The organism is Kingella sp. (in: b-proteobacteria), assembly GCF_030527935.1.
GTDB lineage: Bacteria > Pseudomonadota > Gammaproteobacteria > Burkholderiales > Neisseriaceae > Kingella_B.
The window spans coordinates 1-7,675 of sequence record NZ_JAUMZV010000062.1; the positions used below are offsets into that span (position 1 = coordinate 1).

Genomic DNA, 7,675 nt, shown 5'->3' on the forward strand with positions numbered 1-7,675 from the left:
AACCTGTGTTTGGGTTTCGGCTGTCGAAGGAAAGGTTTTTTTGCAAAGGTCTCAGGCTGCCTTAATCGGTACATTAAGGCAGCCTGAAAACCCGTATTCCCGTTTTCAGGCTGCCTATTCGTTATGCGATTAGCCAATGAGCTGTTTCAACACTTCCGCTTTGGCAGAATCGTAATCCGCCTGCGAAATCAAGCCGTTATCCAGCATGGTTTTAAGCTGCGTGAGCTTGGCTTGATGGTCTTGCGCGGCGGCGGGCGACACGGCTTGCGGTTGCGCGCCTGCCATTGCGCCCGCCATCGCTTGCCCAAATGCCACGCCTGCGCCCATGCCCACGCCCATGCCTGCCATGCCGCCTTCGTTTTGCGCTGCCATCGGGATGGCGGTGGCGGTTTGGTATTGCGTGTAGCGCGACATATCGCCGATGACATTCATGCTCATGCGTGCATCCAACGCTTGTTGCACGTTTTCAGGCAGCGTGATGCTTTCCACGGTAAAGTTTTCCAACGCCAAGCCCAGTTTGGCGAACTCGGGTTTGAGCAATTCGGTCATTTTTTGCGATAGCAAAACTTGGTTTGCCGCCATGTCCAAAAACGGCACGCCCGATGTGCCAAAGGCGGCGGCAAGCTGGGTCATGGCGATGTTTTTGAGCTGGGCTTCAAGCTGCTCGCCCGAATAGCTTTCCACCACGCCCGAGATTTCTTTGAAAAACTGCGCGGGGTCGGCGATGCGGTAGGAATACATGCCAAACGAGCGCAGTTGCACCACGCCAAAATCGGCATCGCGCACGGTTACAGGCTGCGCTGTGCCCCAGCGTTTGCCAATTTGCTGGCGCGTGTTGAAAAAGTAAACATCCGATTTAAAGGGCGATTGGAACAACTTGTCCCAGTTTTTCAGGTTGGTTAAAACGGGCAGCGTTTGCGTGTTGAGCGTGTAGCGACCTGCGGAAAACACATCGGCGGTTTTGCCTTCGTCCACAAACAACGCCATTTGGCTTTCGCGCACGGTTAGGCTTGCGCCGTTTTGAATTTCTTGGTCGGCAATGGGAAAACGCCACACCAGCGTGTGTTCATCGGGGCTTTCCCATTGGATAACATCAATAAACTGCTTGCGGATAAAGTTCATAATCATGGTTTTTCCTTTGGTTGGGGGTGGGGTAGGGGGATTTTAAGGACAATGGGGTTGATTTGTAAAAGGAATGTGCAGCGGCATCTAGCGCATTAGGCAGCCTGAAACGCTGTTTTGCCAGAACGCGCGTTTTGTTGCGTATCACGCTTTGGGGATTGCTGTGGCGTATTATTTCAGGCTGCCTAATATTGCATCCCCAGCAACACAAATCCATAAGCAAACCACAGCCAAACTGCTAGCGAAATCAGCCATTTGCCGCTATGGCGATGTCGTTTCAGGCAGCCTGAAAACAGGCACACGGCAATAATCAGTAATACGGTAAACGTGGGGATAATCAGGCTTGTTCGCTCGGCATATGGGGCAAGTAATCCAACCAGCCGATTGTGCCACCCATCAGCCACAGCAGCACGGGCGCAAGCAGTAGTGCAAGTACCCAATCGGCGTGCAATTCCAAAACCGCCGCAGATGCAATCAACATCAACAGCACCAGCGTTGCGATATGCGGCAACAGCAAGACGTTGAGCCACGTTTTAGCTTCGCTGAAACTCGCTTTGCTCGTTTTCAGACTGCCTTGCATGGCTTAACCATCCACCAAACACGCTGCGTTTAACACGCCAATCGCCAGCGATAACGCGCAATTCAACGCGCCCACGGCGATATTGTTTTGCTGCAACTCGCGCCTTGCATCGGGAATCAGCCGCGTGGTAGCGAAATACGCGCCAATCTGCACCACCGCCGCGCCCGCGCTCCATAAAATAAAATCCAAAATATTCAAGCTGTGCGTCATCGCCGAAGCCAGCGCAAGGCAAAAGCCCATCAACGCGCCACCAAACGATAGCGCACACGCCACATTGCCCTGCTTAATCAAATGCAACTCGCGCACGGGCGTAATCAGCAAATAAGTGAGCGAAAACAGCACCGCCATCGCCACGCTGGCGAGCATATAGCCGATGTATAACAGATAGTTAGCAATAGAAAGCGACATGGTTGAACTCCTTAGGTGAACAAGGGTTTGATTATGCCACATTATCTGCCTAGCTATGCTGGATAACAGCGGCAGCCTGAAAAAGCCAAACATCCAAGCTCAGTCTGATAACATCGCCCACCAACAAAAAGGCAGCCTGAAAACGAACAAAACACGTTTTCAGGCTGCCTTTGGCATGATGTGCATTATTTATTATGCGCGCGGAAATATTCCCATTCGTCCACTTCTTGACCATTGGGCAACACGCAAACACCGTATTCGCTGCCGTCTTTATTTTTGCGAATTACTGATTTGCCGCCTTGTTTTTCGCAGAACACCGAAGCGGGGTTTGCCATGCCAACGGCTTGCTCGCCTTGTTCGGGCGATTTTTTTGGATTATCCGAGCCTGCGCAAGCGGATAACGCCGCAGCGGCGATTAAGGGCAAAAACCAAGTTTTCATGTTAAACACCTTTCGTGGTTGGTCAAAAAACGCGCGGATTTTAACAATATTTCAGGCTGCCTTAGGGCCTAAAAGCCGCCAAAATGTTGATTGTTAACAGCCCCTAGCCTTTTACCCCCATTCTTTACGCGAATTTTCGCTATAATTTCCCTTTTTTACCCATCTCATAATCAACACGAAACGCAAAATCATGACTTCAAAACGCAAAATTCTCGTTACTTCCGCCCTGCCTTATGCCAACGGTGCCATCCACCTTGGGCACATGGTGGAGCATATCCAAACCGACATTTGGGTGCGCTTTCAAAAATCGCGCGGGCACGAATGCCATTATTGCTGCGCGGACGACACCCACGGCACGCCCATCATGCTGGCAGCGCAAAAACAAGGCATCACGCCCGAGCAGCTGATAGAAAAAACCCACACCGAGCATCTTGCCGATTTCACAGGCTTTGGCATCGGCTACGACAACTACTACTCCACCCATTCGCCCGAAAACCAAGCCCTTTCCGAGCAAATCTACCGCAGCCTGAAAGCCAACGGCAAAATCATCAGCAAAACCATCAACCAGCTTTTTGACCCCGAAAAGCAAATGTTTCTGCCCGACCGCTTTGTGAAAGGCGAATGCCCCAAATGCCGCGCCCAAGACCAATACGGCGACAACTGCGAAGTGTGCGGCACCACCTACGCCCCCACCGAGCTGATTAAACCCTATTCCGCCGTATCAGGCGCAACGCCCGTGCTCAAAGAAACCGAACATTTCTTTTTCAAATTAAGCGATTGCGGCGACTATCTGCAACAATGGACAGCAGGCGAAACAGACGGACGCGCCCATTTGCAGCCCGAAGCGTTGAACAAAATGAACGAATGGCTCAAAGAAGGCGAGTTATCCGACTGGGATATTTCCCGCGATGCGCCGTATTTCGGCTTCCAAATCCCCGATGCGCCGAACAAGTATTTTTATGTGTGGCTGGATGCGCCCGTGGGCTATATGGCTTCGTTCCAAAACCTATGCGCGCGCAAAGGGCTGGATTTTAACGAATTTTTTGGCAAAGACAGCCAAGCCGAGCTGTATCACTTTATCGGCAAAGATATTTTGTATTTCCACGCGCTGTTTTGGACGGCGATGCTGGAATATTCGGGCTATCGCGCGCCCACAGGCATTTTTGCGCACGGCTTTTTAACCGTGGATGGGCAAAAAATGTCTAAATCGCGCGGCACATTTATCACTGCGCGGTCGTATTTGGAACAAGGGCTAAACCCCGAATGGATGCGCTACTACATCGCGGCAAAATTAAACAGCAAAATTGAAGATATAGATTTGAATTTGCAAGATTTTATCGCCCGCGTAAACAGCGACTTGGTGGGCAAATATGTGAACATCGCCGCCCGCGCCGCTGGCTTTATCCACAAGCGTTTTTCAGGCTGCCTGAAAGACGTGTCGGGCAGCGAAATCGTGAAGCATTTGGCGGCGGAAAGCGAGCGCATCGCTTCGTTATACGAAGAGCGCGAATACGGCAAAGCCTTGCGCGAGATTATGATTTTGGCGGACGTGGTCAATGAATATGTGGACGAAAACAAGCCGTGGGAGCTTGCCAAGCTGGATGGCGCGGACAGCCGTTTGCACAAGGTGTGCAGCGAATTGATTAACGCATTCAAAATCTTAACGGTTTATCTCTCGCCCGTGCTGCCGCGCGTTGCCGAGCAAGCCGCCGAATTTTTGGGCTTGGACAAGCTGGTGTGGGCGGATGCCAGCCGCACGTTGTCGGAAAACCATGTGATTAAGCCGTATCAACATTTGATGCAACGAGTGGAGGAAAAACAAGTGAACGATTTGATTGAAGCGAACAAACAAAATATCCAAGCCGCAGCGGCAACACAGCAGCCTGAAAACGGCTACGAGCCTGTTGCGCCGCAATGCAGCTTTGATGATTTTATGAAAGTGGATATGCGCGTGGCGAAAGTGTTGAACTGCGAGGCGGTGGAGGGCAGCACCAAGCTGTTGAAATTTAGCCTAGATTTTGGCTTTGAGCAGCGTACGATTTTCTCGGGCATCGCCGCCAGCTATCCCAACCCCGCCGCGCTAAACGGCACAATGGTCATCGCCATTGCCAACTTTGCACCGCGCAAAATGGCGAAATTTGGCGTGTCCGAAGGCATGATTTTGAGCACGGCGGATAAGGATGGGAAGCTGAAATTGCTGACCGTGCATGATGGGGCGAATGCGGGGGATAAGGTGGGTTGATTAACGGCGGTTGTTTTGTTTGCCTAATAAAGGCAGCCTGAAAACGGATTTCTTGTTTTCAGGCTGCCTTTGTTTACTAGCCAGAGTAGAGCAAGGCGTGCCTACGCGCTTGTTAGAACCTGTATTCACTATTTCCATAGGCAGATTTTATGAAATAAAAGCGCGGATACAAGGCAAAAAGCGCAGTAAGGTTGGACACCTTGCGAGCATTTTTAACGCAGTAGCCACGTTTTTAGGGCATAAAAGATGTCTATGAAAATAGTGAATACAGGTTCTTAATCCAATTTAAATATAAAATTGGGCAAAAACACGGTGGGAACCCGTTTGCCGCCGCGCGTGGCAGCCTGAAAACGGTATTGGCGTGCGGCGGCGATGGCGGCTTTGTCTAACAGCGGTGAACCGCTGGATTCCACCACTTCCACCGAGCGGATGCGGTTATTCGGTGCAACCATCACGCGCAGTATTACGCTGCCTTCTATGCCGCTTTCTAGGGCTAGGGGTGGATAGACGGGCGTAACGGTTTTTATCGCTCGTCCTTTGGTATTTTTAACCGCTTGCGTTTTGGCGTGAGCGGAGGGGGCAATCAGCGCAAGGCTGGTGATTAAGGCAAGCAAAGGGTTTCGCATGGTGTTATCCGCCAAAAACTTGTCGCAATATTTTTGAAAACGGTTTTTCATCATCGGAGTGCATTTGGAACGTGAAGCGGGTGGTAAACACGGTATGCACGGGTTTGCCGTTGCGTAGGGCAGCCTGAAAAGTGGATTTGTATGCCGCTTTTTTTGCGGATTCATCCAAAAAAGTTGAACCGCTGGATTCCACCATTTCTACCTGTTCCACGCTGTTATCAGGGGCAACAAAGATGCGTAATTTGACCGTGCCTTCTTCTTCGTTTTCCATGGCTTGGCGTGGATAAACGGGATTGGCATAGTTGACTCATTTGCCTTCCACATAGTGGGGCTGTTTGGCAAATGCTGGGGCAATCAAGGTGTAGCAGACAATGAGGCTGAATAGATAATTGCGCATGGTTGGGTGTTTTTCAAAATGGTGGGGTAAGCCAAAAATGGTTGATTGGCGCGCTAAGGCAGCCTGAAAACCCTGTTTCGCCATCAACACGGCGTGGTTATGGCTTTTCAGGCTGCCTTACATATCAATCCAACACTATTTCACCCGCATATCGCCCGTTTCAATAAACCGCTGATGCCACGATAGGGCTTCGCTCAACAAATGCGGTGTATGCAAGCCGCCGTCTGATTGCTCGGCGCGCTCGTAGTAATCGCGCAGCATTTCGCGGTAGTCGGGGTGGGCGCAGTGGTCAATAATCAGGCGGGCGCGTTGGCGGGGCGATTTGCCGCGCAGGTCTGCCATGCCTTGCTCGGTTACCACAAACATCACATCGTGCTCGGTGTGGTCGTGGTGCGAAACCATGGGCACGATGCAGGAAATTGCGCCGTCTTTGGCAACTGATGGGCTAACGAAGAACGAGTAATACGCATTGCGGGCAAAATCGCCTGAGCCGCCGATGCCGTTCATCATGCGCGTGCCCATGATGTGCGTGGAGTTCACGTTGCCGTAAATATCGGCTTCTATCATGGCGTTCATGCCGATTACGCCTAGGCGGCGAATCAGCTCGGGGCTGTTGGTGATTTCTTGCGGGCGCAGGATGATTTTGTCGCGCAAAAAGTCAATGTTGTCGTTAAAGCGTTGCAGCGCATCGGGACTGAACGAGAGCGCGGTGGCGGATGCGCTGACCATTTTGCCCGATAGCAGCAAATCCAGCATGCCGTCTTGCAGCACTTCGGTGAAGCCTGTGATGTTTTCAAAGCGGCTGTGTTGCAAGCCTGCCAGCACGGCGTTGGCAACGTTGCCCACGCCCGATTGCAGCGGCAATAGGTTTTCAGGCAGCCTGCCGTGTTTGACTTCGTGTTCAAAAAATTCAATGATTTGCTCGGCGATGCGCTGCGATACGGCATCGGGTTCGGTGAATTTGCTGTTGCGATCGGGCGCATCGGTGAACACGATGGCGACGATTTTGTCTAAATCGCAATCAATGTAGTAATCGCCGATGTGGTCGTCGGGATTGAGCAGCAGCAGCGGGCGGCGGTTGGGTGGCGTGCCGATGTCAGCAAACACGTCGTGCATGGTTTCCAGCTTGGCGTGCTGCTGCGTGTTCACTTCCAAGATGATTTTTTGCGCGGATTTCACCCATTGGTTGTTCGGGCCTACGCTCATGGATGGGATGAGTTTGCCGTCTTCGGTAACGCCCACCACTTCAACAATCGCCACGTCCATCGCACCAAAGAAGCCAAAGCGCACTTGCTGCTCAATTTGCGAAAGGTGCACATCGGTGTAGGCGATTTTGCCTGCGTTGATGTCGTTGCGCAGCGCGGGGTCGGATTGGAATGGGCTGCGCAGTTTCAGGCTGCCTGCGGCGGCGAGCACGCCATCGCACTCGGGCGCAGTGGATGCGCCTGTTACCAAGCTGATTTGAAACGGTTTGCCTTCGGCGTGGATGCCTTCGGCGCGTTCGGCGATGGCGGTGGGCAAGGCTTTGGGGTAGCCTGCGCCTGTAAAGCCGCTCATGCCTACGAGCATGCCGTCTTGCACAAATTCGGCGGCTTCGGCAGCGGTCATGATTTTGTCGCGCAGGGCGGCGTGGCGGATGCGTTCAAGGGCGGTGGTCATGGGTGAGACTCCTAATATGGTTGGTTTCAAGCATGATGCAGCCTGAAAAGGGGTGATGGGTGTTTCAGGCTGCCTAGTAAGAACCTGTATTCACTATTTCCATAGACATCTTGTATGCCCTAAAAACGTGGCTACTGCGTTAAAAGTGCTCGCAAGGTGTCCAACCTTACTGCGCTTTTTGCCTTGTATCCGCGCTTTTAT

Annotated in this window: 10 protein-coding genes and 1 pseudogene; 2 read left to right on the forward strand and 9 right to left on the reverse strand. The window is 52.1% G+C overall.

Annotated elements, in window-relative coordinates; all coding sequences use genetic code 11:
- Nucleotides 1-129 precede the first annotated feature (129 nt).
- Nucleotides 130-1,125: an SPFH domain-containing protein gene (locus Q4A85_RS12875; protein WP_303110998.1), complete on the reverse strand. Its 996-nt coding sequence runs from the start codon at nucleotides 1,123-1,125 to the stop codon at nucleotides 130-132.
- Between the two features lie 148 nt (nucleotides 1,126-1,273).
- Between Q4A85_RS12875 and Q4A85_RS12880 the strand changes: the two genes are divergently transcribed.
- Nucleotides 1,274-1,432 carry a hypothetical protein gene (locus tag Q4A85_RS12880; RefSeq protein ID WP_303110982.1) on the forward strand — a complete coding sequence of 53 codons (159 nt, stop codon included), beginning with the start codon at nucleotides 1,274-1,276 and terminating at the stop codon, nucleotides 1,430-1,432.
- Nucleotides 1,433-1,459: 27 nt separating this feature from the next.
- On the opposite strand, the gene Q4A85_RS12885 is transcribed toward Q4A85_RS12880, so the two are convergent.
- The 3 genes from Q4A85_RS12885 to Q4A85_RS12895 form a co-directional block, all read right to left on the reverse strand.
- Complete coding sequence (locus Q4A85_RS12885) at nucleotides 1,460-1,702, reverse strand: hypothetical protein (protein WP_303110984.1); 243 nt, start codon at nucleotides 1,700-1,702, stop codon at nucleotides 1,460-1,462.
- Nucleotides 1,703-1,705: 3 nt separating this feature from the next.
- Entirely contained in the window at nucleotides 1,706-2,110 is a 405-nt protein-coding gene (locus Q4A85_RS12890) for a DUF350 domain-containing protein (protein ID WP_303110986.1), read from the reverse strand.
- 185 nt (nucleotides 2,111-2,295) lie between these two features.
- Complete coding sequence (locus Q4A85_RS12895) at nucleotides 2,296-2,550, reverse strand: DUF333 domain-containing protein (protein ID WP_303110988.1); 255 nt, start codon at nucleotides 2,548-2,550, stop codon at nucleotides 2,296-2,298.
- 190 nt (nucleotides 2,551-2,740) lie between these two features.
- On the opposite strand from Q4A85_RS12895, the gene metG reads away from it, so the two are divergent.
- Complete coding sequence (gene metG / locus Q4A85_RS12900; RefSeq protein ID WP_303110990.1) at nucleotides 2,741-4,792, forward strand: methionine--tRNA ligase; 2,052 nt, start codon at nucleotides 2,741-2,743, stop codon at nucleotides 4,790-4,792.
- Here the strand turns inward: metG and Q4A85_RS12905 are convergent, their stop codons facing one another.
- The 5 genes and pseudogenes from Q4A85_RS12905 to Q4A85_RS12925 form a co-directional block, all read right to left on the reverse strand.
- Nucleotides 4,793-4,930 carry a hypothetical protein gene (locus tag Q4A85_RS12905; protein WP_303110992.1) on the reverse strand — a complete coding sequence of 46 codons (138 nt, stop codon included), beginning with the start codon at nucleotides 4,928-4,930 and terminating at the stop codon, nucleotides 4,793-4,795.
- Nucleotides 4,931-5,067: 137 nt separating this feature from the next.
- Nucleotides 5,068-5,418: an energy transducer TonB gene (locus Q4A85_RS12910; RefSeq protein ID WP_303110993.1), complete on the reverse strand. Its 351-nt coding sequence runs from the start codon at nucleotides 5,416-5,418 to the stop codon at nucleotides 5,068-5,070.
- Nucleotides 5,419-5,422: 4 nt separating this feature from the next.
- Nucleotides 5,423-5,701 (reverse strand): annotated as a pseudogene (locus Q4A85_RS12915) (energy transducer TonB); the annotation flags it as partial.
- 24 nt (nucleotides 5,702-5,725) lie between these two features.
- Nucleotides 5,726-5,902 carry a hypothetical protein gene (locus tag Q4A85_RS12920; protein WP_303110994.1) on the reverse strand — a complete coding sequence of 59 codons (177 nt, stop codon included), beginning with the start codon at nucleotides 5,900-5,902 and terminating at the stop codon, nucleotides 5,726-5,728.
- Between the two features lie 48 nt (nucleotides 5,903-5,950).
- Nucleotides 5,951-7,474, reverse strand: a complete 1,524-nt coding sequence (locus Q4A85_RS12925) for an acetyl-CoA hydrolase/transferase family protein (RefSeq protein ID WP_303110996.1) — start codon at nucleotides 7,472-7,474, stop codon at nucleotides 5,951-5,953.
- Between the last annotated feature and the right edge of the window lie 201 nt (nucleotides 7,475-7,675).